Raw genomic sequence first — 23,566 nt, 5'->3', positions numbered from 1 at the left:
CGTCTCTGGCATCAGGGGCAGACCGCCGCCCTGCCGGCCTTCACGCCGCCGCAGATACTTTCCAGCGATCTCTCCGGTCTGGTTCTCGATCTTGCCCACTGGGGCGTGCAGGATCCCCGCTCGCTCTCCTTCGTCGACCAGCCGCCGGAGACGACGCTATCGGAGGCGCGGGCGCTGCTGCTGCAACTCGGCGCGCTTGACAAGGACGGCGCACTCACGGCGCGCGGGAAGATGATGCGCGACCTTGCGCTGCCACCGCGTCTGGCCGCCATGGTGATCTCGGCCGGGGAGACGGGGCATGCTAGGGACGCGGCAGCCCTTGCCGTGCTGCTGACCGAACAGGGCCTCGGCGGCCCAAGCATAGACCTCGAGGAGCGGATGCGACGCTTCCGGTCGGAGCGCGGCGATCGCGCCGAAGGTTCGCGTCAGCTGGCGGCTCGACTGGCCAAGGGTCTCGATGTCGCCAAGGCGACGGAACCCAGCCAGACGGGACGGCTGCTGCTGCACGCCTTCCCTGACCGAATCGGGCTGCAGCGCGGCGGCAGAGGCCGGTTCCTCATGGCGAATGGGCGTGGCGCGGACCTGCCGGAGACCGAACGGCTCGCCGGCAGCCCGATGCTCGTCATCGCAGATTTGACGGGCCGGGCGGCGCAGGGGCGCATCCTGGCGGCAGCCGAGGTTTCTCGGGCCGACATCGAAGAAGACCTGCCCGGTTCAATTTCAACCGGCGATCAGATCTTTTTCGACCGGCAGAGCCGGCAGGTCAGAGCCAGGCGGGCGACCCGGCTCGGCGCCATTGTCTTCGACGAGACGCCACTGCCTCGTCCAACCGGCGAAGCTGCCAGCCGTGCACTGGCAGAAGGTGTGCGCGAGCTGGGGTTGGAACAGCTGCCTTTTTCCAAGGAAGCCATGCAGCTGCGCGAGCGCATCGGCTTTCTTCATCACAGCATTGGCGATCCATGGCCCGATGTCAGCGACGAAGCATTGCTTGCGCGGCTCGATGAGTGGTTCATTCCCTACCAGATGGATGCTCGGGGGATTTCCGACATTTCCCCGTCGGGTCTTTCGAACGGGTTGATGGCGCTGATACCGCACGAGATGCAGCGGGATCTTTCACGCCTCGCGCCAACGCATTTCGAAGCACCGACGGGGCAGCGGCATCCGATCCAATATGACGGCGAGGAACCAACGCTGACGATCCGTGTGCAGGAACTCTTCGGCCTTAAGCAGCATCCGGCAATCGGCGGCGGACGACTGCCGCTGCTTCTCGAGCTGACCTCGCCGGCACACCGGCCGATCCAAACGACCCGTGATCTACCCGGATTCTGGGCCGGCTCGTGGAAGGACGTGCGCGCCGACATGCGCGGCCGCTATCCCAAGCACCCCTGGCCCGAGCAGCCTGAAGACGCCATGCCGACGACAAGGGTCAAACCTCGTGGTACATGACCGCTGGTACGGTTCAAGGGATGTCAGATGGTCGACAATGTCGAGAGTTCGTCGGAAGAGGACAGGCATAGTAGCAGGCGCCTGAGATTGCAGACGCTCGTGCGGCTGCGATGGCTTGCGGTCGGCGGCCAAGCCGTGACGGTGTTCATCGTCGCCTTCTGGCTGAAGTTTCCGCTCCCGCTTGTTGCATGCGCGGTGCTGATCGGAGCATTGGCAGCAGTCAATTTCTACCTGATGATCCGCTATCCGCCGACCCATCGGCTCTATCCGGGCGCGGCCTTCGCGCTGCTCGGTTTCGACCTTCTTCAGCTTTGTGCACTGCTCTTCATCACTGGCGGCCTTGCCAATCCCTTCGCCGCGCTTGTCTGCGTTCCTGTCATCATTTCCTTTGCGTCGCAGCCGATCCGCTTCAGCACGGTGCTCATTCTCATTGCGATGGTCTGCATCACCATCCTCGCCTTCTCGCCTTTTCCCTTGCCCTGGTTCGACGGGGTGGAGATCAATGTCCACACCGTGATGCAGTTCGGCGTCTGGTGCTCGATCGCATCAACCATGGCCTTTGCCGCCTTTTACGCATATCGGGTCTCGATGGAAGCGAGCCAGCTGGCCGATGCGCTGGCGGCAACCGAACTCGTGCTGCAGCGTGAGAAGCACCTTTCGCAGTTGGACGGCCTTGCGGCCGCCGCCGCACACGAGCTTGGAACGCCGCTCGCCACTATCAGCGTCGTTGCCAAGGAAATGGAACGGGAACTCAAGAATGACGATCGCTTTCGCGAGGATGTGCAGCTGTTGCGCAGCCAGAGCGAGCGGTGTCGCGACATCCTGAGGCGGCTCGCCACACTCTCCGCTGAAGGAGAAGCCCATCTCCGGCGGCTGCCACTGTCATCGATGATGGAAGAGATTGTGGCGCCACATCGGGAATTCGGGATCAAGCTCGAACTGATCGAGAAGAGCCCGCGCAAGGGCGAGCCCGTGACCGACCGCAATGCCGGCATCATGTATGGGCTCGGCAACCTGATCGAAAACGCCGTCGACTACGCGCGCGACAAGGTCACAGTGACGGTCGAGCACGATGCACGAAGGGTCCGCATCACGGTCGAGGACGACGGCGAGGGCTACTCTTCGGATATTCTGACCCGGATCGGCGAGCCCTACGTCACCAAGAGACAGCGGGAAGACCGAGCCGGCGGGCTGGGACTGGGGCTCTTCATCGCCAAGACGCTCCTGGAGCGATCCGGCGCGTCGCTGGTGTTCGAGAACCGCATGCCGGAGGCGGCAGGAGCGCGTGTCCGTGTCGAATGGCCGCGCATGCTGATCGATGCAAATTCGACAAAATGACGCTATCGGCATAATGAAAAACGGGAAACTTGACTTATATCAGGCAGGCGATTGCCGGGATTGACGAACATGAACGAGCTTGACCACGAATCCTCCCTTGCAGATGCGGATCATATTGGTCCAGACGCCAGCCTGCTGATCGTCGATGACGACGGGCCGTTCCTACGCCGCCTGGCACGCGCCATGGAGACGCGCGGCTTCAAGGTCGAGACAGCCGAATCGGTTGCCGAGGGTGTTGCCAAGTCAAAGAGCCATCCGCCGAAATACGCGGTGGTCGACCTGCGACTTGGCGATGGCAATGGATTGGATGTGATCGAGGCCATCCGACAGCGTAGGGACGATACGCGGATCATCGTCCTGACCGGCTACGGAAATATTGCTACGGCCGTTACGGCGGTGAAGCTCGGCGCCGTCGATTACCTGGCGAAGCCCGCTGACGCCGACGACGTCTATGCCGCGCTGACGCAGCGGGCCGGAGAGAAAGCGGAGTTGCCGGAAAACCCAATGTCGGCCGATCGGGTGCGCTGGGAGCATATTCAGCGGGTTTATGAGATGTGTGAGCGCAATGTTTCGGAGACAGCACGGCGGCTCAACATGCATCGCCGCACGTTGCAGCGGATTCTTGCCAAGCGCGCTCCTAAATAACTCTACATATCGTCCACGTCGAAAGGCTTCCCGTTAGCCCATTCGGCCATCAACAGGCGCTGGGCGGCTGCGCGAGAGAAATTCAGGGTGACCGATTTGCGGGTGGCGGGTGCAAGGCGGTGCTCCGGCGCTTCGCGGATCATATGGGCGCCGTAGCCGTCAGAGAGAAACAAGCCGCAATCCTCGGGGAAGATATCGAGCGGAACATCCTTGTGGGTCGCGAAGAACAGCCGATCACAATGGAGGCGATAGTCCGGCCACTTGCGGTCGACACGAAAGTCTTCGATCGAGGTCTTGATCTCGATGATCCAGATCTCTCCCTTCTCCGAAATGGTGATCAGATCCGCGCGCCGTCCGCTCGCGAGCGACAGTTCGGGCAACACGGCGTGACGCATTTCGTGAAGTAAAATCTGAGTCCCGCGGCGGACCAACATAGCTCTGTCCGACTGCCGGCCGTCTATTAACGGATTGTTATTGTAAACACTCAAAATCGTCATGGATAACCGTGAGTTTGGCGCGCGCGTTGTTGCAAAAAAACCATGCGCTTCTAATTTGCCGCTGCGTATTGGTTTTGCCGCACTGCAACGGCTTGCAAAGGCAAAGTTAATCGAAAATAAACCATAATCAAAGATGGTTCAAAAGACCGTTCCTCCCTTGCCTATTTCCTAAGAGACATCCATGCGCATCCGCAATGCATTTCCTGTATTCGGCCTGATGGCGACGCTCGCTCTGGCCGGTTGCTCCTCGACTACCGAGAGCGCCTCCGTTGAAGACAAGGTCGCGCCGGGGCCGACCGTCCAAACAGCGCAGATCTTCGACGACGCTTACGGCGTGACGACGGATGCCGGATATTCGCTGCCGGCGATCCCGATCCAGAAGGTCAAGCCGCAATTCCGCCGCCAGATCGTCTCTTACGAAACCACCGAGCGCCCGGGCACAATCATCGTCAATACCCGCGAGCGTTTCCTCTATTACATCCTGCCCGGCGGCAAGGCGATGCGTTACGGCATCGGCGTCGGTAAGCAGGGCTTCGCATGGGCAGGCACTGCCTATGTCGCCTGGAAGCAGGAGTGGCCGACCTGGCATCCGCCGAAGGAAATGGCTGAGCGCAAGCCCGAAGTCGCCAAATATGTTGAGGATGGCATGGGCCCCGGCCTCAGCAATCCGCTCGGCGCGCGTGCCATGTATCTCTTCAACGAAAAGGGTCAGGACACCCTCTTCCGTCTGCACGGGACGCCGGAATGGGCTTCGATCGGTACCGCTGCTTCCTCTGGCTGCATTCGTCTGATGAACCAGGACGTTATCGATCTCTACAACCGCGTACGCCCGGGCAAGACGACCTCGAAGGTCATCGTTATCCAGTAAGCTGTCGCTGAAATAGGGTATTAAAAAGGCCGCCGGAACATTGTTTCGGCGGCCTTTTCTATTGCGTATTCTCGTCAGATCGCCTGCGTGGCCTTTAGCTCGAGGCGGCGGCGATGCAGGACCGGCTCTGTGTAGCCATTCGGCTGCGCCCTGCCCTTCAAGACCAGGTCAAGTGCCGCCTGGAAGGCGATCGAACCGTCGAAATTTGCAGCCATCGGTGTGTAGGCTGGGTCGGATGCATTCTGCTGATCCACGATCGCGGCCATGCGCTTCATCGTTTCAACAATCTGTGCTTCGGTGGTGACCTTGTGGTGCAGCCAGTTGGCCATATGCTGAGCGGAGATGCGCAGCGTCGCACGGTCCTCCATAAGGCCAACATTGTTGATGTCAGGCACTTTGGAGCAGCCGACGCCCTGATCGACCCAGCGAACAACGTAACCCAATATGCCCTGGGCATTGTTGTCGAGTTCGCGCTGAACTTCCTCCGGTGTCCAATTCGGACGAACCGCGACGGGAACTGAAAGAATATCGGAGAGCTTAGCGCGCGCACGATCCTTCAAACCCTGCTGAACGCGGCCGACATTGACCCGGTGATAATGGGTGGCGTGCAGCGTCGCGGCGGTCGGAGAAGGAACCCAGGCAGTGTTTGCGCCGGCTTTCGGGTGCGCGATCTTCTGCTCCAGCATCGCCGCCATCAGATCCGGCATGGCCCACATGCCCTTGCCAATCTGCGCATGGCCGGAAAGGCCGCATTCCAGGCCGATATCGACGTTCCAGTTCTCGTATGCACTGATCCAGGCGGCTTGCTTCATGTCGCCCTTGCGGATCATCGGCCCGGCTTCCATGGATGTATGGATTTCATCGCCGGTGCGGTCCAGGAAGCCGGTATTGATGAAAACCACACGCTCACGGGCGGCGCGGATGCATTCCTTGAGGTTGACGGTCGTCCGGCGCTCCTCATCCATGATGCCCATTTTGATGGTATTGCGCGCCATGCCAAGCGCATCCTCGACGCGTGAGAAGATCTCGGCGGCGAAGGCAACTTCCTCAGGACCATGCATCTTCGGCTTGACCACGTAGACCGAACCGGTGCGGGAATTCTTGCGGCGGCCGTTCGGGCCGACGTCGTAGAGCGCGATCATGCCGGTGATCATCGCGTCCATGATCCCTTCCGGCACTTCGTTACCGTCACGATCAAGGATTGCCGGATTGGTCATGAGATGGCCGACGTTGCGAACCAGCATCAGCGAGCGGCGATGCACTTCGAAGGGCGTACCGGTCGGCCCGTTGTATTTTAAATCGGAATTGAGCTTGCGGATGAAGCTCGAACCGCCCTTGGACACCTCCTCCTGAAGGTCGCCCTTCATGAGGCCTAGCCAATTGCGATAGACGACGACCTTGTCTTCAGCGTCGACGGCCGCAACCGAGTCCTCGCAATCCATGATCGTCGTGATCGCCGATTCCAGCCAGACGTCGGAGATATGCGCCGGATCGCTTTTGCCGATCGCGGTCGAGGCATCGATGACGATGTCGATGTGGATGCCGTTGTTCTTGAGCAGAATGCGAGACGGCGCCGCGGCATCACCCTGATAGCCGGCAAAATGTGCCGCATCGGTCAGCGAAACATGCTCGCCGTCGGTCGAGGTGACGGCGAGAGCACCTTCCTTGACAGCAAAGGTCGCAACATCCTTCCAGCTCCAGCTATCCAGTGGCGCGGCTGTGTCAAGGAAATCACGAACCCAGGCAATGACCTTCTCGCCTCGCTTCGGATTGTAGGCCTTGCCCTTTTCGGCCTCGTCGCTTTCGGGAATCGCGTCTGTCCCGTAGAGCGCATCGTAGAGCGAGCCCCAGCGAGCATTGGCGGCATTTAGCGCATAGCGCGCATTCATCACGGGAACGACGAGCTGAGGACCGGCAATCGAGGCAATTTCCGGATCGACGTTCGTGGTCGTGACGTGGAAATCCGAGCCCTCCGGCAGGATATAGCCGATGTCGCGGAGAAACGTCTGGTATGCTTCGATGTCGCTCGGTGCGCCATGCTGGCGGTACCAGTCATCGATGCGAAGCTGGAGTGCATCGCGCTTGGCGAGCAGCTCGCGATTGCGCGGCGCCAGATCGTGAACGATGGCCGAGAAATCAGCAAAGAACTTGTCTGCATCGATCTTCAGGCCCGGCAGCGCTTCCTTCACCAGGAACTCATGAAGGACGGCTTCAACAGCAAGACCGTTTTTATCGATGCGGCTCATTCAATGTCTCCTAAAACCCACGACGCTTTCGCATGCTGCCACTTTGCCCGGCTTTCATTCATAGTCAATTATGCAATAGTTCGAAAGATTTATGCCGATTTAGAAAAAGACCGTGGCGTAACGCGCATCGGCAGACCGTTTTGCGGCTGGGTCGTCAGCTTCTGAACGGGCCAGGGCTTCGTCTGCTCCGTCATATCGAAGCGGAAACGGTGCATGAGCACCGCTAGCGCTATGACAGCCTCTTGTAGCGCGAAGGTCGCGCCGATGCAGACCCGCGGACCGGCACCGAACGGCAGGAACTGGAAACGCCCGATCTTGCCGCGATTCTCCGGCAGGAACCGTTCCGGGATGTATGCTCGCGGCTTGTCCCAATAAAGCTCGTGACGATGCAGCGTCCATGGCATGATGAGAATGGTGACGCCGGGCTCGATCTCGACCGTCTCCCCTTTCGCGTCGATCCAGCGATCGGCGGCGATGGCGGCGCGATTGATTGACGGCGCCGGCGGATAGAGCCGCAGCGCTTCCTCGAAGGCAGCGCGCGTGTAAGGCATCAGATCCAGCCACTTCACCGGCTCGACATCCTGCGCCAACACGCGATCGATCTCCTCCTCCATCGCCTCGCGGATGTGCTGCGTGTTGGCGACGCAATAGAGCGTCCAGGCGAGCGCACGCGCGGTCGTCTCGTGGCCAGCGCCAATGAAGGTCAGAATATTGTCTTCGATCTCGTCGTTCGTCAGCCCGCCGCTTTCGGCCTGCTCGAGAAGCAAGGTCAGAAAGTCGTCCGGCGCGGCAGCGCGATTGGCCCGCATCCGGGCGAGCCGGGCGTCCATGGTCTGGCGCACGATATTTCGGAACTTGTCGAGTACCTTCTGACCGCCGATACGGGTCAGACGCGGAACCCAGGACGGTGCTCGCAAAAGGTCCATCGGGTCGACGCGTCCCATCCGGTGCAAGAGCGCGTTGACGTCATCGGCAAAGCTATCGGAGGAGGTGACGATCTCGCCTGAGAACAGCGTATCGGCGAGAATGGCAAAGGTCAGCTCCGTCATGTCGGCCGCGATCTCGAAGACCTTGCCATCTCTGCCGGTAGATTCGTATTTCCTCGCATAATCCTCGGACTGGCGAAGCATCTGCCCGGCAAAGCCGTTTGCATGGCGCGGCGTGAAAACCGGTGCAACCGCCTTGCGGGAGCGCTTCCAAACGTCCCCTTCCGCCGTCAGCAGCCCATCACGCAGGATCGGACGCAGGATAAGCTGGCGAATATCCGACATGCGGTAATTGGCGGCATTATCGACCAGAACATGGCGGATCAGGCCGGGATCGTTGACGATCAGGGTTCTTTCACGAAAGAACCGCGTCTGAATCCACGGCAACGTGTAGGAAGGCTCACCCCAGAGCTCCAGCGGGTTGCGCAGGATGGTGCGAATGATCTCAAGCCGACTCGGCGGCACCGTTCGGGGCAACGGTGCGGGCGGTACAAAGGGATCCGGACGCATGTCCATGGGAACTCAGCCTTTTCGCGGGAGATTCTGAACTCTTCCCGGCAAGGCGGAAGCTAGAGCAGGCGCTCCAGCTCGTCCAGCTTGTCGTTGACCAACCAGCCGTAATAGTTTTCCTCCGGCCAGACGGTTTCGCCTGAAGCGCGGTTCTTGGCCGCCAGTGCGGCCGCGCGCTGGCGCGAATTGCCGACATTATAGAGGGTGGCGGTCAGTCCCGGATTCTTGGAAATGTCCATGTCGGCGATCTGCTTGTAGTCGTCGATCGAGCGCCGGATGGAGGCGGCGACAAAGGCGAGCGAGACATCCGGCTCCATGATCGCCTTATAGACGGAACCGGCATCCTTCTCGCTGAGCTTCTCGTAGCCCGACACCTTGGAGACGAGGTCCGAGAGCATCAGCGCCGTCAGCGGGTTGATCTGCCCGAGGCCAAAGGTCTGACCGGCGTAGAAGGGCTGGAAGAAGACCGCGCTGAAGCGGTTGTTTGGGAAGCTCTCGCCGCCGACGCTCTTGCCGCGGAAGTCGCGTTCCCAGACGTCTTCGCGGCAGCTCCACAGCGTATAGGAATCGCCCTTGCCGTTGCATTCGGCAAACTGCGGCCGCTCGATGAAGTCGTCAACGTCCTCGCCATTATAGGCAAAGCGGAAGTTCTCGCCCGCGTAGGACGCAGCCTTCACATAATAGGACTGCAAGCGGTCATAGGCATCGACATTATAAGTATGCTCGCCAACAATCGCGCCAATCACATGGATGGGGTCGATGCCGTAAGCGGCCGAAACCTTCTTGATCTTGGCCATCAGCTCGTGATCCGACGCCAAGAGGTCATGGACCTTCTCATATTTGCGATCGAACGAGGTCTTCGTGCCCTTCGTGCGGCGGACCGATGCACCTGGAACATCGGGTTGCTCGGCATGACGATTGCCTGGCGGCACCACTTGCATGGCAAAAGCCGGCACCGAGGTCAGCACGGCAATAGCAATCAAGAGACTTGTCAGAAGGCGTCGCACTATCAGCGTTCCCATCGATTCATGGCATTCTCGCGGAGCGCGCTGACTGGACCACAATCTTGGCCGAATAATGCTGGCGCCCATAACTAAACGGGCCCTTCACTAAAAAGTAAAAGGCCCGCTGTCGAGAGTTCAAGCTGTCAAAATCGCGGCATCACATCAGCAAAGACATGACACGATGCTCGTTCATCACAGGATGAAGCGGGACAAATCCGTGTTCTGCGCCAGGTCGCCGACATGCTCGCGCACATAGTCGGCGTCGATCGTCACGGTCGAGCCGCCCCGATCCGGAGCGTTGAAGGAGATTTCGTCCAGAACCCGCTCCATGACAGTCTGAAGCCGGCGTGCGCCGATGTTCTCGACTGACGAGTTCAGGTGGACAGCCACATCAGCCAGGGCATCGATGCCATTGTCGGTGAACTCGAGGTTGAGGCCCTCCGTTTCCATCAGGGCCTTGTACTGCCTGATAAGGCTCGCCTCGGTTTCCGTCAGGATACGGCGGAAATCTTCCTTGGTGAGCGCGCGCAGCTCGACGCGGATCGGCAGACGACCTTGCAATTCCGGCAACAGATCGGACGGCTTGGAGACATGGAATGCGCCGGAGGCAATGAAAAGGACGTGATCCGTCTTCACCGGGCCGTACTTCGTCGACACGGTCGTACCTTCAACCAGTGGAAGCAGGTCGCGTTGCACGCCTTCGCGCGAAACGCCGGCACCCATGCCGCCATCGCGAGCGGCGATCTTGTCGATCTCGTCGAGGAAGACGATGCCGTCATTCTCGACAGCGCGGACCGCCTCGCGCTGGATGACTTCGTTGTCGATCAGCTTGTCGGACTCGTCGCGGATCAGATCGGTGTAGGATGCCTTGACCGTCGTGCGGACCTTCTTGGTGCGGCCACCCATTGCCTTACCGAACATTTCGGAGAGATTGAGCACGCCGATATTGGCGCCCGGCATGCCGGGAATGTCGAAACCACCCATGCCGGTGCCGGTGTCGGCGATCTCGATATCGATCTCCTTGTCGTCAAGTTCACCGTTGCGCAGCTTCTTGCGGAAGCTGTCGCGCGTCGCTGGCGAGGCCGTGGCGCCGACGAGCGCATCGAGAACGCGTTCCTCGGCACTCATATGCGCCTTTGCCTGCACTTCGCTTCGCTTCTTCTCGCGAGCCAAGCCGATGCCGACCTCAACGAGATCACGGATGATCTGCTCCACGTCGCGGCCGACGTAACCGACTTCGGTAAATTTGGTCGCTTCAACCTTGATGAACGGTGCTCCCGCCAGTTTGGCGAGACGCCGAGAGATTTCCGTCTTGCCTACGCCAGTTGGGCCGATCATCAGGATGTTCTTGGGCATGACTTCGTCGCGCAGATCCGGATCGAGCTGGTGGCGGCGCCAACGATTGCGCAGTGCAATCGCCACCGCACGTTTGGCCTCATGCTGGCCGATAATGTAACGGTCGAGTTCGGAAACGATCTCGCGGGGGGAGAATGTGGTCATATCGAATATCCCATCGGGGCGTGAATCTTTGAAACCGGATCAAGCTTCGGCATCGAGCGTTTCCACGACCACATTATGGTTCGTGTAGACGCAAATGTCGGCGGCAATATCGAGCGCGCGACGCGCGACCTCTTCGGCTGATTTGTCAGTGTCCATCAGGGCGCGCGCCGCAGCGAGCGCAAAATTGCCGCCCGAACCGATCGCCATGGCGCCATGCTCTGGCTCAAGAACGTCGCCGTTGCCTGTTATCGCCAGCGTCACCGACTTGTCGGCAACAAGCATCATGGCTTCGAGGTTGCGGAGATACTTGTCCGTGCGCCAATCCTTAGCGAGCTCGACGGCGGCGCGCATCAGCTGGCCCGGATATTGTTCAAGCTTCTTCTCAAGGCGTTCGAGGAGCGTGAAGGCATCCGCGGTGGCGCCTGCGAAACCGGCAATGACTTCTCCCTTGCCGATGCGCCGCACCTTGCGGGCATTGCCCTTCATCACCGTCTGGCCGAGGCTGACTTGACCATCGCCGGCCATGATGACCTTGCCGCCCTTTCGAACTGTAATAATCGTTGTCATCCATTACACCTTTACCCGTCTGCCGGGCTTGTTACGTCGGGCCGCACACCGGCCCTGTCGAGCCCTATGTAAGTGCGGGCACGCCGATTGCAATTGGCGTCGTTTTCTGCTGCCGCGGTTCTGGATATTTCACGGCTTGCCTGATAAGGAACCCCCGTATTTCCTGATGGAGCAGCCATATGGCCGAGACCGCAGCAAGCCGCACGGGTGCCGTGTCCCGCAAGACGAACGAGACTTCGGTTTCCGTTTCCGTCAATCTTGACGGTACCGGGAAGTCGAAAATCTCGACGGGCGTCGGCTTCTTCGATCATATGCTCGACCAATTGTCGCGACATTCGCTCATCGACATGGAGATCGAGACCAAGGGCGACCTCCACATCGACGATCATCATACGGTCGAAGACACTGGCATCGCGATCGGCCAGGCGATCGCCAAGGCGCTCGGCGATCGCCGCGGCATCACGCGCTACGCATCGATTGATCTTGCCATGGACGAGACGATGACGAAGGCTGCGGTCGACCTCTCCGGTCGTCCTTTCCTCGTCTGGAATGTCGCCTTCAGCGCGCCGAAGATCGGCACGTTCGACACGGAACTCGTTCGCGAATTTTTCCAGGCGCTTGCACAGAACGCCGGCATCACCTTGCATATTCTCAACCATTATGGTGCCAACAACCACCATATTGCAGAGACATGCTTCAAGGCCGTTGCCCGCGCACTGCGTACGGCGACAGAGATCGATCCGAGACAGGCGGGCCGTGTTCCCTCAACGAAGGGCACGCTCGTCTGAGCCCCCTGAGGGAGCTTGACGATATGACTTCCAGCTACCTGGTTCTGACCGCGCCTGGCGGAACGGACACAAACCACGAGAAGACGCGCTTCATTCGCGATGGCTTCACGATGCTCGGGTTCCTCTTCCCCTGGATATGGCTGGGCTTACATCGGCTGTGGCTCTACGCCGTCGCGGCATTTTTCCTGCAAAGCCTTGGCGGCGCGCTGACAGACCGGGCAGACCTCTGGCCCGTCGGCCTCGCGATCACCTTCGGCACAAGTCTTCTGGTGGCGCTCGAGGGTCAGAACCTTCGCATCCGCGATCTGGTTGCGAAGGGCTGGGATGAGACCGACCTCGTTTCGGCCGACTCGCTCCCAACCGCAGAAGAGATCTATTTTTCGAATGTTCCGACCGATAGCGGTGACAGCCGTCCGGCACCCTCGCCGCAATGGGATCCCACGGCCCATGCCCCGCGACACGGCAACGCCACCTCGCTCGGTCTCTTTGGTTTTGATGGAGGACGCTGATGCGCGTCGCAATTATAGATTACGGTTCCGGCAATCTGCGTTCGGCGACGAAAGCCTTCGAGCGAGCCGCGCGGGAAGCCGGCATCGATGCTGTGATCGACCTAACGGACAAGGCCGAGGCCGTAGCGGCCGCCGATCGCGTGGTGCTGCCGGGTGTCGGCGCCTATGCCGACTGCCGGCGCGGGCTCGATGCCGTTTCAGGCATGTCGGAAGCGCTGATCGACGCGGTCGAGAAGAAAGCCCGGCCGTTTCTCGGTATCTGCGTTGGCATGCAGCTGATGTCATCGCGCGGCCTCGAAAAGACGGTGACGAACGGTTTCGGATGGATTCCCGGCGACGTTGTTGAAATGACGCCCGGGGATGCCAATCTGAAGATCCCTCAGATTGGCTGGAACACGCTGGATCTGAAATCCCCTCACCCGCTATTCGACGGCATTCCGACCGGACCGACCGGGCTGCATGCCTATTTTGTGCATTCGTACCATCTGGCGGCGAACAACCCCGGCGACGTCATTGCGACCGCTGATTATGGCGGACCGATCACCGCTTTCGTCGGTCGCGACAACATGGCCGGAGCCCAGTTCCATCCCGAAAAGAGCCAGAAGCTCGGCCTCGCCCTGATCGCCAATTTCCTGCGCTGGAAGCCTTGAGCTCGCGCACTGCAAGGACTGACAGAATGATCCTATTTCCTGCAATCGACCTGAAGGATGGCCAGTGCGTTCGCCTCAAGCTCGGCGATATGGACCAAGCGACCGTTTACAATCCCGACCCTGGCGCCCAGGCGAAGGCCTTTGAAGATCAGGGATTCGAGTGGCTGCATGTCGTTGACTTGAACGGCGCTTTCGCCGGCGAAAGCGTAAACGGCGCTGCGGTCGATGCGATCCTGAAAGCGACGAAGAACCCGGTTCAGCTTGGTGGCGGCATCCGTACGCTCGACCATATCGAAAGCTGGCTATCGCGCGGCCTCGCCCGCGTCATTCTCGGCACGATCGCCGTGCGCGAGCCGGCACTCGTGATTGAAGCCTGCAAGAAGTTTCCCGGGCGCGTTGCCGTTGGCATCGATGCAAAGGGCGGAAAAGTCGCCGTCGAGGGCTGGGCAGAGGCCTCCGAGCTCGGCGTCGTCGAACTCGCAAAGAAGTTTGAGGGCGCTGGCGTTGCCGCGATCATCTACACCGACATCGACCGCGACGGCATCCTCGCTGGCATCAACTGGGCGTCGACGCTCGAACTTGCCGAGGCCGTGTCGATCCCGGTGATCGCGTCCGGCGGACTCGCTTCGATCGAAGATGTGAAACGGATGCTCGAACCCGACGCACGCAAGCTCGAAGGTGCGATCTCCGGCCGCGCGCTGTATGATGGACGTATCGATCCGAAAGAGGCTTTGGCGCTGATTTCGGCCGCACGCGCGAAGGAGACTGCGCAATGACCCTGAAGGCACGCGTCATTCCCTGCCTAGACGTCAAGGACGGCCGCGTCGTCAAGGGCGTCAATTTCGTCAATCTGGTAGATGCCGGAGATCCGGTCGAGGCCGCCAAAGCTTACGACGCCGCCGGCGCCGACGAACTCTGCTTCCTCGACATCACCGCTTCTTCGGACAATCGCGAAACGATCTTCGACGTCGTGGCTCGTACCGCTGAGCAGTGTTTCATGCCTGTCACCGTCGGCGGCGGCGTTCGCACCATCGCTGACATTCGCAAGCTGCTGCTTTGCGGCGCGGACAAGGTTTCGATCAATTCGGCCGCCGTCAACAATCCGGATTTCGTTGCGGAAGCTGCGGACAAGTTCGGCGACCAGTGCATCGTCGTCTCAATTGACGCCAAGCGGCGGACCACCCCTGTCCAAGGCGATGTCAGTGCCTGGGAGATCTACACGCATGGTGGCCGCAACGCGACCGGCATCGACGCGGTGGATTTCGCGCGGAAAATGGTCGAGCGGGGCGCCGGCGAACTGCTTGTTACCTCGATGGATCGGGACGGAACGAAGGTCGGCTACGATCTCGAGTTGACACGCGCCATCGCGGATTCAGTCCGAGTGCCGGTCATTGCCTCGGGCGGCGTCGGTGACCTCGACGATCTCGTGGCGGGCGTCAAGGAGGGACATGCCAACGCCGTTCTCGCCGCATCGATCTTCCACTTCGGCACCTATTCCGTGGGCGAGGCGAAGCGCTATATGTCGTCCTGCGGCATCGACATGCGTCTGGACTGAGGGAACGCAGAATTATGAGCGAATTCACCCTTGCCGATCTCGAAAAGATCGTCGATGCGCGATCGAAGGCCTCGCCGGACGAATCCTGGACGGCAAAACTCGTTTCCGCGGGTCAGCCGAAAGCTGCCAAGAAACTAGGCGAAGAGGCGATTGAAGCGGTAATGGCAGCGATTGCCGATGATCGTGAAAACCTCACCTATGAAGCCGCCGACCTGCTTTATCACCTATTGGTCGTATTGAAGGTGGCGGGCATTCCGTTGCAAAGTGTCATGGCGGAGCTTGAGCGCCGTACCGCTCAATCCGGCCTGAAAGAAAAGGCGAGCCGGCAAAGTTCATGAGTATCGCAAGACAGCTCATAGGAGCGCCCGAGACGCTCGATCATTTTCAGGCGAATGCCTATTCGCCCTATCACTTCTTTTCTTCGGAGGAATGGGCGCGCTTCCGTGCGGATACGCCTCTGACTCTGAAGGGGGACGAGGTCAAACGGCTGCGCTCTATGGGCGACCCGATCGACCTTGACGAAGTGCGGCGGATCTATCTGTCGCTGTCGCGCCTTCTCTCGGCCCATGTGGAATCGTCTCAGCTACTTTTCGAGCAGCGCAACCGCTTCCTCAGCCTCTCCAACGTCGCGAAGACGCCATTCGTGATCGGCATCGCGGGTTCGGTGGCCGTCGGCAAATCGACGACTGCCCGTATTCTGAAAGAACTGCTGTCACGCTGGCCGTCCAGTCCGAAAGTGGATCTCGTCACCACCGACGGCTTCCTGCATCCGAACGCCGTGCTGCAACGTGAAAACCTGATGCAGCGCAAGGGCTTTCCCGAGAGTTACGACACTGCGGCAATCCTACGTTTCCTGGCGGCGATCAAGGCCGGACAGCCAAACGTCAGGGCGCCGTCCTATTCGCATCTGGTCTATGACGTGCTGCCGAACGAGTACAAGATCGTCGACCGGCCCGACATTTTGATCTTCGAGGGCATCAACGTCCTGCAGTCGCGCGACCTGCCGGCCGGCGGCAAGATCGTTCCGATGGTCTCCGACTTCTTCGACTTCTCCATCTACATCGATGCGGACGAAAGCCGGATTCACGACTGGTATGTGACACGCTTCATGCGGCTGCGCGAAACGGCGTTCCGCGATCCCCACTCCTTCTTCCACCGCTATGCTTCGATCAGCGAAGGGGAAGCGCTGACGATCGCAGAAGGCCTCTGGGAAAACATCAACCTGAAGAACCTGCGCGAAAACATCCTGCCGACGCGCCCGCGCGCCGACCTGATCCTGCGCAAGGGCAACAATCACCTCATCGAGCAGGTCGCCCTAAGAAAGCTCTAAGCCGCTACCCGGCGAAGCGTCAGATTGATCCGGCCGCCGTTTTTCAGCAGCGTCGATGTCGACGGATAGATCTTGTCGACGCCGTGGAAACAAAGGCGCCCTTCCGCGCCCAAGATCACGATATCGCCGCTTGAAAGCTTGAAGGAAAGCGTTGGGTCGTTGCGCGCGAGGCCACCGACGCGAAAAAGGCAGCTATTGCCAAGCGATATCGACACGACCGGCGCTGCGAGATCCTGTTCGTCCTTATCCTGATGCAGGCCCATGCGCGCCTCATCGGAGTAGAAGTTGACAAGGCAGGCCTGTGGCGGCTTGTCGTAGCCGGATACGTCGCTCCAGATTTCCAGTAACTCCGCCGGCATATCCGGCCACGGCTTGCCCGTGACGGGATGGGTCGGCTGGTAGCGATAGCCGTGCTCCTTGTCGGTGACCCAGCCGAGGGGGCCGCAGTTCGTCATGCGCACCGACATCGGCTTGCCGGTGCCGGGCATGACAGGCACGAAAAGTGGCGCATCCGCGACGATCGACCGGATGGTATCGACCAAAGCCTGCTGCCGGGGCCGGTCAAGATAGTCTGGCAGGTGATTGACGCCATTCGGCAGCTTCAGCATATCAATCTCCGAGCGGCCGGCCGCGCATCTTCTTCACTTCGGCGCGACCCGACTTCTCTTTCAGCCGGCGTTCAACCGATCCCTTTGTCGGCTTGGTTTTCTTCCGCGGCGGCGGTGGTGGTTTGGCAGCTTCGAGAATCAGCTCCTTCAGGCGCTCGCGCGCGTCTTCGCGGTTGCGATCCTGGCTGCGGAAGCGACTTGCCTCGATCATCAGGACGCCCTCCTTCGAGAGGCGCTTGCCGGCAAGCTTCACGGCATTCGCCTTCACGCGCTCGTTCAAGGAAGGTGAGTTGGGAATGTTGAAGAAGAGCTGGACGGCTGTCGAGACTTTGTTGACATTCTGCCCGCCGGGGCCACCCGCCAAGACGAACTGCTCCGTCAGCTCCCATCCGGCGATGGTGATTCGATCGTTGATATAAAGCGGGTCGCTGGCCATGCGATTTCTATCTCACATCGGCCGGCCCTTGGGAACAGACAAAGAAACCCGGCGGAGACCGCCGGGTTTCACGTGAATCATCAATGTTTTGGCCCGTCATTCAGCGGCGGCGCGAAACCCCGGGGCCGCATCGCGCACCCCGCCATCGACGTGGCCTTCGAACTTTGCGAAGTTCTCGATGAACATCGTCACGAGCTTGCCGGCCTGCGCGTCGTAGGCGACCGGATCCTGCCACGTCGAACGCGGATCGAGGATTGCCGTGTCGACGCCCGGCACCGCGACTGGAACCGCAAAGCCGAAGTTCGGATCGACGCGGAAATCCGTCTTGCCGAGTTCGCCCGAGAGCGCTGCGGCAAGCAGCGTGCGCGTTGCCTTGATCGGCATGCGCCTGCCGGTGCCGTAAGCACCGCCAGTCCAGCCCGTGTTGACCAGCCAGCATTCAACGCCGTGGCGACCGATGAGATCCTTCAAGAGATTGCCGTATTCCGACGGATGACGCGGCATGAACGGCGCGCCGAAGCAGGTCGAGAAGGTCGCTTCCGGCTCGGTTACACCCCGCTCGGTACCCGCCACCTTGGCGGTGTAGCCGGACAAGAAGTGATACATCGCCTGGTCCGGCGTCAGCTTGGCGATCGGCGGCATGACGCCAAAGGCATCGGCCGTCAGCATGATGATCGTCTTCGGGTGACCGGCAAGACCAGTCTTCGAGGCGTTCGGAATGAAATCCAACGGGTAGGCACAACGCGTATTTTCCGTCAGTGAGCCGTCGTTGAAGTCGGGCTCGCGCTGATCGTTCAGAACGACGTTTTCGAGAACGGTTCCGAAGCGCTGCGTCGTTGCATAGATTTCTGGCTCGGCTTCCGCCGACAGGCGGATCGTCTTGGCATAGCAGCCACCTTCAAAATTGAAGATGCCGTCCTCGCCCCAACCGTGCTCATCGTCGCCGATCAGCGTGCGGGCCGGATCTGCCGAGAGCGTCGTCTTGCCGGTGCCCGAGAGGCCGAAGAAGACCGCGGCATCGCCATCAGGGCCGACATTCGCCGAGCAGTGCATCGGCATGACGCTCTTTGCCGGCAGCAGGTAGTTCAGCACGGTGAACACCGATTTCTTCATCTCGCCGGCATAAAGCGTACCGGCGATCAGCACTTCGCCATTCGTCAGATCGCAGGCGATAACGGTTTCGCTGCGGCAACCGTAACGCGCCGGATCGGCCTTGAAGGTCGGCAGATTGATGATCGTCAGTTTAGGAACGAACGCCTCAAGGGCCGAGCGCTCCGGACGGATCAGCAGATTCCGAATGAACAGCGAGTGCCAGGCAAGTTCGGTGACGACACGTGTCGGCAGCGCGTTGTTCTCGTCGGCGCCGCCGATGAGATCCTGAACGAATAGATCCTTGCCGGCGGCATGAGCAAGCATGTCCTGCTTCAGGAGCGCGAAGTGCTCCGGCGACATCGGCTTGTTGTTGTCCCACCAGATCTGATCGTCCGTGTTGGCGTCACGAACGACAAACTTATCCCGCGGCGAGCGCCCGGTGTGCTGCCCCGTCAGGGCACGCAGGGCTCCATGGGCGGTCAGCTCAGCCTCGCCCCGGCGAATCGATTCTTCATAGAGAGAGGCGGCCGCAAAGTTATAGCGAGCGCTGCTTGCGCTCCCCAAACCGATCGTCGCCAGCTCTATCGCCGGGTTGTGGACTCCGAACAGCTCCATGGTCTTTTCCTTCCTTGAGGCTCGTGCCGTTAAGAACTGAGGGTGACCGTACGGGCGGTTTTTTTAAAACGCAATAGCGGAAAATCAATAAAATGTAGTAATATCAAACTATTAATCGATTTAAATTTTCCGGATATATTTTAAATCGTTTGAAACGGAAGTGGCTCGGCGAAGTCTCGATGCAGCTTTTGGTTGCCATCAAAACTTTACAACAATCCCACCCTTTATCTTTGCCACAATTTGTTCCACCTTTATCCCCATAAGCGCATCCGGTTCAGAAAGGCCGCCTGGGGGACCTTCAAAATTCCTGGAGACGCGCATAGATGACGGAGATGAATACCATGCCGACAATCGCGCTCGTTGATGACGACCGCAACATCCTCACCTCGGTATCGATCGCACTTGAGGCTGAAGGATATAAGGTCGAGACTTATACGGACGGCGCATCCGCCCTCGACGGTCTTCTCGCGCGTCCGCCGCAGCTTGCGATCTTCGACATCAAGATGCCACGCATGGATGGCATGGAACTCCTGCGCCGCCTGCGGCAGAAATCCGACATGCCGGTCATCTTCCTCACCTCCAAGGACGAGGAAATCGATGAGCTGTTCGGCCTGAAGATGGGCGCCGACGACTTCATCACCAAGCCATTCTCGCAGCGTCTGCTCGTCGAGCGCGTTCGCGCCGTGCTGCGCCGCGCATCAAGCCGCGAAGCCGCAGCCGCAGCCGGTGGTGCCGCCCCCAAGCCGGGCACGGCACAGCAGCTCGCTCGTTCGCTTGAACGTGGCCAGTTGGTCATGGATCAGGAACGCCACACCTGCACCTGGAAGGGCGAGCCGGTGACGCTGACGGTGACCGAATTCCTCATCCTGCACTCGCTGGCCCAACGACCAGGCGTCGTCAAGAGCCGTGACGCATTGATGGATGCGGCCTATGACGAGCAGGTCTATGTCGATGATCGCACCATCGACAGCCACATCAAGCGGCTTCGCAAGAAATTCAAGATGGTCGATACCGACTTTGATATGATTGAAACGCTTTACGGAGTGGGATACCGCTTCCGCGAAGCAGCCTGACGCCGAAGCGGCGCGGCATTAGAGAATTGTCGAGAGCAGGCGATCGCGAAAGCGGTCCGCTCTCCGAAAGGGCCTGTCGTTGGCACAGTTGGTGCAGGAAAGGGATCTGGATGAGGCGGAAGGCGTAAGCAATCGCCGCGTCAGGGGACGACGCTGGTCGCATCCCTTCACGATCATCCGCCGCATCTTCGGCAACGCCGTCTTCTCGAGCCTCACGCGCCGCATCCTTTTCTTCAATCTCGCCGCACTTGTCGTTCTCGTCGGCGGCATTCTTTACCTCAATCAGTTCCGCGAAGGGCTGATCGACGCCCGCGTTGAAAGTCTCCTGACGCAGGGCGAAATCATCGCCGGCGCGGTCTCGGCTTCCGCTTCGGTCGACACCAATTCGATCACCATCGACCCGGAAAAACTGCTCGAACTGCAGGCTGGCCAGAGCATTACGCCGGTTCCAAACGACGAGGATCTCGAATTCCCGATTGATCCGGAGAAGGTCGCGCCAGTGTTGCGCCGACTAATCTCTCCAACCAGAACCCGTGCGCGAATTTTCGATGCCGATGCCAACCTGCTGCTCGACTCTCGCCACCTCTATTCACGCGGTCAAGTCCTACGTTTTGATCTGCCGCCGGTCGATGACGAGGAGCAGACTTGGGGCCAGTGGTTCACGACGATCTTCAACAAGGTTCTGCAACCGGGAAACCTGCCCCTCTATAAAGAAGCGCCCGGCGGTGACGGCTCTATCTATCCCGAGGTCATGAACGCGCTGACCGGCGTGCGCGGCGCCGTGGTTCGCACCACCGAGAAGGGCGAGCTGATCGTCTCGGTCGCCGTTCCGATCCAACGCTTCCGCGCTGTACTCGGCGTGCTGCTGTTATCGACGCAAGCCGGTGATATTGACAACATCGTCCACGCCGAGCGCCTGGGCATCATGCGCGTGTTCGGAGTCGCGACGCTTGTCAACGTTCTCCTGTCTCTCGTTTTATCCTCAACGATCGCCAACCCGCTGCGGCGCCTGTCGGCTGCCGCGATCCGTGTTCGCCGCGGCGCAAAGGAACGCGAGGAAATTCCGGACTTTTCTGCCCGTCAGGACGAGATCGGCAACCTCTCCATTGCATTACGTGAGATGACGACGGCTCTCTACGACCGTATCGACGCCATCGAAAGCTTTGCGGCCGACGTCAGCCACGAACTGAAGAACCCGCTGACGTCGCTCCGCAGCGCAGTCGAAACGCTGCCGCTTGCCAAAACGGATGACTCCAAGAAGCGGCTTCTTGATGTCATCCTGCATGACGTTCGGCGGCTGGATCGCCTGATCAGCGATATTTCCGATGCCTCCCGCCTTGATGCCGAATTGGCGCGAGTCGATGCAGGCTCGGTCGATCTGGAAATCCTGCTTCGCGATCTTATCGACGTGTCGCGACAGATCCGCAGTCGCAAGAAAGAAGTGCAGATCGAGTTCGCCATCGAGCGCAAACCGGGCGTCAAGACGCGCTTCGTGGTGAACGGCCACGACCTCCGGATCGGACAGATCGTTACCAATCTGATTGAGAATGCGCGCTCTTTCGTACCGGAGCATGACGGCAGGATCACCGTGCGGCTGGTCAGAACGCGCTCCCGCTGCATCGTTTACGTCGAGGATAACGGACCGGGCATTCAGGCCGAAAACATCGATCGCATCTTCGAGCGTTTCTATACCGATCGACCTGAATCTGAAGGTTTCGGCCAGAATTCCGGCCTCGGTCTGTCGATCAGCCGCCAGATCGCCGAGGCTCATGGCGGTTCGCTGCGCGCAGAGAACATCATCGATCCCGAGAGCGAAAAGCTGCTCGGAGCGCGCTTCATCCTCGCCCTTCCCGCCAATACGACCGCATGACCGCCGCCCCTTCGAACATCCACGCAACCGCTATCGTCGTCGGCAGCACCGGTCTTCTTTTCATGGGCCCTTCGGGATGGGGAAAGTCGATGCTAGCCTTTGCCTGCATCGCCGAAGCCCAGCGCATGGGTATGTCGGCGATACTCGTTGCCGACGACCAGGTGCTGGTCTCGACACAGGCTGGAGCCGTGATGGCCACCTGCCCTGCCTCGATAGCCGGTTTGATCGAGTTGCGCGGCACTGGCATCGTGCAAATGCCGCACGTCGCAAGCGCCGTCATGCACTATGCCATCCTGCCGGGAAGCGTGTCCGGAGAGAAACGACTGCCGCCCGAGGGCGAGCGAATGACTATTGTCGACGATATAGATCTGCCGGTCATTCGGTTGCTGGCTAATACTCCGGTACCGTTGGCGGCATTGCTGGCAAAAGCGCCGGATATCGGACGATAATGCCTGCGAAATCGGCAAATCCCGCCTGAAAAGTCGTATTTTTGTCTTGCACTTCGGCTTTTCATCGCCAAGATGTGCCCCCACGGTGGACGCGATTGCTGCATTGCGATATTGGGCCCACCGTTTGCATACGCCACTAGGAGCAGTAATATCATGATCGGACTTGTGCTTGTCACTCATGGCAAGCTGGCTGAAGAGTTTCGTCATGCGGTCGAACACGTCGTCGGTCCTCAGAAATTCATCGAAACGGTCTGTATCGGCCCCGAAGACGACATGGATCAGAGACGGCAAGATATTCTGGAAGCAGTGTCCCGCGCCGACGACGGCCACGGAGTCGTCATCCTGACAGACATGTTCGGCGGTACTCCCTCCAACCTGGCAATATCAGTTATGAGCAGTGGCCACACCGAGGTCATCGCCGGCATGAATCTGCCGATGCTGATCAAGCTTGCCGGCGTGCGTGGCGAGAACAACATGGAAAAGGCGCTCGTCGAGGCCTCTGAAGCTGGACGGAAATACATCAACGTCGCGAGCCGCGTGCTCAGCGGCAAATAGTGAGCACACCGCGCCTATGACGGCACTCTCCCGAGAAATTCTGATCATCAACAAGCGCGGACTGCACGCACGCGCTTCGGCAAAGTTCGTTCAACTCGTCGAGAATTTCGATGCTGCTATCACCGTTTCGAAAGACGGGATGACGGTCGGTGGGACTTCGATCATGGGATTGATGATGCTGGCGGCGAGTCCTGGTTCAAGCGTCCTTGTTTCCGCAAGCGGCAACCAAGCCGCACAGGCGCTTGATGCGCTTGACGAGCTGATCCAGAACCGGTTCGGTGAGGAAATATGAGCTCCTTGCAACTCATATAAACATATAAAGACTTCTTTATATCATTATTGCCTTCGCCATAGAAGCCTGCTAAACGGCCAGCATAGCCGCGCATGCCGCGTGGACGCTATCCGGCGCATACACGTGCGCTTTCGAAT

The 23,566-nt window shown here is 59.9% G+C and carries 26 protein-coding genes (1 of these 26 only partly in view); 17 read left to right on the top strand and 9 right to left on the bottom strand.

The window, feature by feature from the left end:
- From hrpB to NBG89_RS17145, 3 genes are all read left to right on the top strand, one after another.
- Nucleotides 1-1,446: the 3' portion of an ATP-dependent helicase HrpB gene (hrpB, locus tag NBG89_RS17155; RefSeq protein WP_431320925.1), read on the top strand. Its footprint begins 1,011 nt before the window's first position; the window shows 1,446 of its 2,457 coding nt (coding positions 1,012-2,457); its start codon lies beyond the left edge, outside the window; its stop codon occupies nt 1,444-1,446.
- 27 nt (nt 1,447-1,473) lie between these two features.
- On the top strand, nt 1,474-2,784 hold the full coding sequence (locus tag NBG89_RS17150; RefSeq protein WP_431320924.1) for an ActS/PrrB/RegB family redox-sensitive histidine kinase: 1,311 nt from the start codon (nt 1,474-1,476) through the stop codon (nt 2,782-2,784).
- Between the two features lie 69 nt (nt 2,785-2,853).
- On the top strand, nt 2,854-3,429 hold the full coding sequence (locus NBG89_RS17145) for an ActR/PrrA/RegA family redox response regulator transcription factor (RefSeq protein ID WP_037116872.1): 576 nt from the start codon (nt 2,854-2,856) through the stop codon (nt 3,427-3,429).
- Nucleotides 3,430-3,431: 2 nt separating this feature from the next.
- Here the strand turns inward: NBG89_RS17145 and NBG89_RS17140 are convergent, their stop codons facing one another.
- A complete protein-coding gene (locus NBG89_RS17140; RefSeq protein ID WP_431320923.1) occupies nt 3,432-3,926 on the bottom strand; it encodes an MmcB family DNA repair protein in 495 nt (164 codons plus the stop codon).
- On the opposite strand from NBG89_RS17140, the gene NBG89_RS17135 reads away from it, so the two are divergent.
- Both NBG89_RS17135 and NBG89_RS17130 read left to right on the top strand, forming a co-directional pair.
- Nucleotides 3,925-4,053: a hypothetical protein gene (locus tag NBG89_RS17135; RefSeq protein WP_431320922.1), complete on the top strand. Its 129-nt coding sequence runs from the start codon at nt 3,925-3,927 to the stop codon at nt 4,051-4,053. The genes NBG89_RS17140 and NBG89_RS17135 overlap by 2 nt on opposite strands.
- A 54-nt stretch (nt 4,054-4,107) precedes the next feature.
- On the top strand, nt 4,108-4,794 hold the full coding sequence (locus NBG89_RS17130) for a L,D-transpeptidase (protein ID WP_431320921.1): 687 nt from the start codon (nt 4,108-4,110) through the stop codon (nt 4,792-4,794).
- 74 nt (nt 4,795-4,868) lie between these two features.
- Here the strand turns inward: NBG89_RS17130 and NBG89_RS17125 are convergent, their stop codons facing one another.
- The 5 genes from NBG89_RS17125 to hslV all read right to left on the bottom strand — a co-directional run bounded on the left by NBG89_RS17125 (nt 4,869) and on the right by hslV (nt 11,607).
- Nucleotides 4,869-7,040: a malate synthase G gene (locus NBG89_RS17125; protein ID WP_431320920.1), complete on the bottom strand. Its 2,172-nt coding sequence runs from the start codon at nt 7,038-7,040 to the stop codon at nt 4,869-4,871.
- Between the two features lie 89 nt (nt 7,041-7,129).
- Nucleotides 7,130-8,542, bottom strand: coding sequence for a cytochrome P450 (locus NBG89_RS17120; protein WP_431320919.1), 1,413 nt, complete (start codon nt 8,540-8,542; stop codon nt 7,130-7,132).
- 53 nt (nt 8,543-8,595) lie between these two features.
- A complete protein-coding gene (locus tag NBG89_RS17115) occupies nt 8,596-9,543 on the bottom strand; it encodes a DUF1402 family protein (protein ID WP_431322726.1) in 948 nt (315 codons plus the stop codon).
- A gap of 189 nt (nt 9,544-9,732) precedes the next feature.
- A complete protein-coding gene (gene hslU, locus NBG89_RS17110; RefSeq protein WP_028749008.1) occupies nt 9,733-11,040 on the bottom strand; it encodes an ATP-dependent protease ATPase subunit HslU in 1,308 nt (435 codons plus the stop codon).
- 39 nt (nt 11,041-11,079) lie between these two features.
- Nucleotides 11,080-11,607, bottom strand: a complete 528-nt coding sequence (gene hslV / locus NBG89_RS17105; RefSeq protein WP_088693219.1) for an ATP-dependent protease subunit HslV — start codon at nt 11,605-11,607, stop codon at nt 11,080-11,082.
- Between the two features lie 179 nt (nt 11,608-11,786).
- Between hslV and hisB the strand changes: the two genes are divergently transcribed.
- Genes hisB through coaA form a run of 7 tightly spaced genes read left to right on the top strand, consistent with a single transcriptional unit; the run spans nt 11,787 to nt 16,439 of the window.
- Nucleotides 11,787-12,395 (top strand): imidazoleglycerol-phosphate dehydratase HisB, encoded by a 609-nt coding sequence (gene hisB / locus NBG89_RS17100; protein WP_431320918.1) that lies wholly within the window; start codon nt 11,787-11,789, stop codon nt 12,393-12,395.
- A 23-nt stretch (nt 12,396-12,418) separates the two neighbouring features.
- Nucleotides 12,419-12,904, top strand: coding sequence for a DUF2628 domain-containing protein (locus NBG89_RS17095; protein WP_431320917.1), 486 nt, complete (start codon nt 12,419-12,421; stop codon nt 12,902-12,904).
- The gene (gene hisH / locus NBG89_RS17090; protein ID WP_431320916.1) at nt 12,904-13,554 is read left to right on the top strand and encodes an imidazole glycerol phosphate synthase subunit HisH; all 651 of its coding nucleotides are present in this window, start codon (nt 12,904-12,906) and stop codon (nt 13,552-13,554) included. The genes NBG89_RS17095 and hisH overlap by 1 nt, the downstream gene beginning before the upstream one ends.
- 26 nt (nt 13,555-13,580) lie before the next feature.
- Entirely contained in the window at nt 13,581-14,330 is a 750-nt protein-coding gene (gene hisA, locus NBG89_RS17085; RefSeq protein ID WP_431320915.1) for a 1-(5-phosphoribosyl)-5-[(5-phosphoribosylamino)methylideneamino]imidazole-4-carboxamide isomerase, read from the top strand.
- Nucleotides 14,327-15,109 carry an imidazole glycerol phosphate synthase subunit HisF gene (hisF, locus tag NBG89_RS17080; RefSeq protein ID WP_431320914.1) on the top strand — a complete coding sequence of 261 codons (783 nt, stop codon included), beginning with the start codon at nt 14,327-14,329 and terminating at the stop codon, nt 15,107-15,109. Before hisA ends, hisF begins: the two co-directional genes overlap by 4 nt.
- A 14-nt stretch (nt 15,110-15,123) precedes the next feature.
- Nucleotides 15,124-15,447 carry a phosphoribosyl-ATP diphosphatase gene (locus NBG89_RS17075; RefSeq protein WP_025583058.1) on the top strand — a complete coding sequence of 108 codons (324 nt, stop codon included), beginning with the start codon at nt 15,124-15,126 and terminating at the stop codon, nt 15,445-15,447.
- The gene (gene coaA, locus NBG89_RS17070) at nt 15,444-16,439 is read left to right on the top strand and encodes a type I pantothenate kinase (protein ID WP_431320913.1); all 996 of its coding nucleotides are present in this window, start codon (nt 15,444-15,446) and stop codon (nt 16,437-16,439) included. Before NBG89_RS17075 ends, coaA begins: the two co-directional genes overlap by 4 nt.
- Here the strand turns inward: coaA and NBG89_RS17065 are convergent.
- From NBG89_RS17065 to NBG89_RS17055, 3 genes are all read right to left on the bottom strand, one after another.
- Nucleotides 16,436-17,047, bottom strand: a complete 612-nt coding sequence (locus tag NBG89_RS17065) for an alpha-ketoglutarate-dependent dioxygenase AlkB family protein (RefSeq protein ID WP_431320912.1) — start codon at nt 17,045-17,047, stop codon at nt 16,436-16,438. The genes coaA and NBG89_RS17065 overlap by 4 nt on opposite strands.
- A gap of 1 nt (nt 17,048) precedes the next feature.
- The gene (gene arfB, locus NBG89_RS17060) at nt 17,049-17,483 is read right to left on the bottom strand and encodes an alternative ribosome rescue aminoacyl-tRNA hydrolase ArfB (protein ID WP_431320911.1); all 435 of its coding nucleotides are present in this window, start codon (nt 17,481-17,483) and stop codon (nt 17,049-17,051) included.
- A 96-nt stretch (nt 17,484-17,579) separates the two neighbouring features.
- Nucleotides 17,580-19,190, bottom strand: coding sequence for a phosphoenolpyruvate carboxykinase (locus NBG89_RS17055; RefSeq protein ID WP_431320910.1), 1,611 nt, complete (start codon nt 19,188-19,190; stop codon nt 17,580-17,582).
- Between the two features lie 341 nt (nt 19,191-19,531).
- Here NBG89_RS17055 and NBG89_RS17050 point away from each other — a divergent pair, with 341 nt between their 5' ends.
- The 5 genes from NBG89_RS17050 (at nt 19,532) to NBG89_RS17030 (ending at nt 23,429) form a co-directional block, all read left to right on the top strand.
- Nucleotides 19,532-20,263 carry a response regulator transcription factor gene (locus NBG89_RS17050; protein WP_189637167.1) on the top strand — a complete coding sequence of 244 codons (732 nt, stop codon included), beginning with the start codon at nt 19,532-19,534 and terminating at the stop codon, nt 20,261-20,263.
- Nucleotides 20,264-20,369: 106 nt separating this feature from the next.
- Nucleotides 20,370-22,133, top strand: a complete 1,764-nt coding sequence (locus NBG89_RS17045) for a stimulus-sensing domain-containing protein (RefSeq protein WP_431322725.1) — start codon at nt 20,370-20,372, stop codon at nt 22,131-22,133.
- Nucleotides 22,130-22,582 carry an HPr kinase/phosphorylase gene (locus tag NBG89_RS17040; RefSeq protein ID WP_431320909.1) on the top strand — a complete coding sequence of 151 codons (453 nt, stop codon included), beginning with the start codon at nt 22,130-22,132 and terminating at the stop codon, nt 22,580-22,582. Before NBG89_RS17045 ends, NBG89_RS17040 begins: the two co-directional genes overlap by 4 nt.
- Nucleotides 22,583-22,735: 153 nt before the next feature.
- Nucleotides 22,736-23,137, top strand: a complete 402-nt coding sequence (locus NBG89_RS17035; RefSeq protein ID WP_007528763.1) for a PTS sugar transporter subunit IIA — start codon at nt 22,736-22,738, stop codon at nt 23,135-23,137.
- A gap of 16 nt (nt 23,138-23,153) precedes the next feature.
- Complete coding sequence (locus NBG89_RS17030; RefSeq protein ID WP_018859428.1) at nt 23,154-23,429, top strand: HPr family phosphocarrier protein; 276 nt, start codon at nt 23,154-23,156, stop codon at nt 23,427-23,429.
- The last annotated feature ends 137 nt before the right edge of the window (nt 23,430-23,566 follow it).

The sequence above is a fragment of the Rhizobium sp. YTU87027 genome (genome assembly GCF_050644135.1).
Taxonomy (GTDB): domain Bacteria; phylum Pseudomonadota; class Alphaproteobacteria; order Rhizobiales; family Rhizobiaceae; genus Rhizobium.
This window is presented reverse-complemented; position numbering and strand designations above follow the sequence as displayed.